Source organism: Psychrobacter piechaudii, from assembly GCF_900162825.1.
GTDB lineage: Bacteria > Pseudomonadota > Gammaproteobacteria > Pseudomonadales > Moraxellaceae > Psychrobacter > Psychrobacter piechaudii.
This window is the reverse complement of the sequence record NZ_FUGE01000215.1, coordinates 1-959: the sequence shown is the minus strand read 5'-3', so window position 1 is coordinate 959 and position 959 is coordinate 1. Positions and strand designations below refer to the sequence as shown.

Here is a 959-nt window from a genome sequence, read left to right as displayed (position 1 = left end):
ACCTTTGGTGTACTCACTTAGATCATAAGCACTAAAAAACTTACCGGTACGTTTTAGATGCTCAAAACTTAACGCATTGACATAGTTCCACACGAAGTTTACCGAACCGCTTAGACGATTCAGCTCTTTTATGTGGTTGTCTTTAATGCGTAGCTTGAGTGTTTTCATATATTCAGTATGGCAAGATTAATTTTAGCTTACAACCCTTTAACGACTTCTTACGACAGTGTGTGTCGCCTTATATCCACCCCCTGAAGTGAGTGGTTTTACGGCGACTGGTGATAAATCAACAAGGGCGGCGGATCAAATAAGCTTAGTAGTTGCTGTGGATAGTCTGTATCCTGTTGAAACAGCATCTGGAACTCACCAGCTGCCATGCGCTGTTCAAGCTGAGTAATAAACTGCGTATCTTTATTAGCATTGGCCTGCTTATGCCGCTCAAGATGCTTTTTATGAATGCCTAGATTTTGCCACTGACTCATTCATGCCTGCTTGCAGTGCCACTTGCGCCGTCTCAAAATGAGCAATCAATTTATAATAGGCAGATAAGGAGGTATTTACTCGTTGCCATAACAGCAAACTAGCACTCTGCTCTTCGGTTAGGCTAGATTTTATTTCTGAGTTTTTGCTAACAGTGTCTTCAAGCTGTACAGCTGTGGGCATAAAGCCGCCTTAAATAATGAATTTATATCAAACAGGTGGCTTAATTTGTCCAACTCTCCTTACAGTATAAAGTAAATATTAACTAATAAAGCAGTTAATACCAATTCTAAAAAATAACACTCAAGTCGCACCACTCCCGCTGAGTGATAGACCTAATTAAGTTAGTCTCATTACACAATGCATTCCAAGCGTCACATGCCGCATCGACAATCGCATCATAACTCTCAAAACAGCGATTAGATAACCAATGCTGTTTAAGGTACTGCCATACCTGTTCAGCAGGGTTAAGTTCAGGT

At 40.7% G+C, this 959-nt stretch carries 2 protein-coding genes and 2 pseudogenes; all 4 read right to left on the bottom strand.

Annotation, left to right across the window (positions count from 1 at the left end):
- A pseudogene (locus A1019T_RS13765) lies at nucleotides 1–168 on the bottom strand (RNA-guided endonuclease InsQ/TnpB family protein); the annotation flags it as partial.
- Between the two features lie 98 nt (nucleotides 169–266).
- Nucleotides 267–482 (bottom strand): hypothetical protein, encoded by a 216-nt coding sequence (locus A1019T_RS13440; protein WP_208608076.1) that lies wholly within the window; start codon nucleotides 480–482, stop codon nucleotides 267–269.
- Nucleotides 451–663, bottom strand: a complete 213-nt coding sequence (locus tag A1019T_RS13435; RefSeq protein ID WP_208608075.1) for a hypothetical protein — start codon at nucleotides 661–663, stop codon at nucleotides 451–453. The genes A1019T_RS13440 and A1019T_RS13435 overlap by 32 nt, the downstream gene beginning before the upstream one ends.
- A gap of 106 nt (nucleotides 664–769) precedes the next feature.
- Nucleotides 770–959: pseudogene (locus A1019T_RS13285) on the bottom strand (IS630-like element ISAli3 family transposase); the annotation flags it as partial.

Bases quoted from the DNA above. Each gene is read 5' to 3' on its own strand.
- A1019T_RS13440 (WP_208608076.1), bottom strand. From the start codon at position 482: ATGAGTCAGTGGCAAAATCTAGGCATTCATAAAAAGCATCTTGAGCGG.
- A1019T_RS13435 (WP_208608075.1), bottom strand. From the start codon at position 663: ATGCCCACAGCTGTACAGCTTGAAGACACTGTTAGCAAAAACTCAGAA.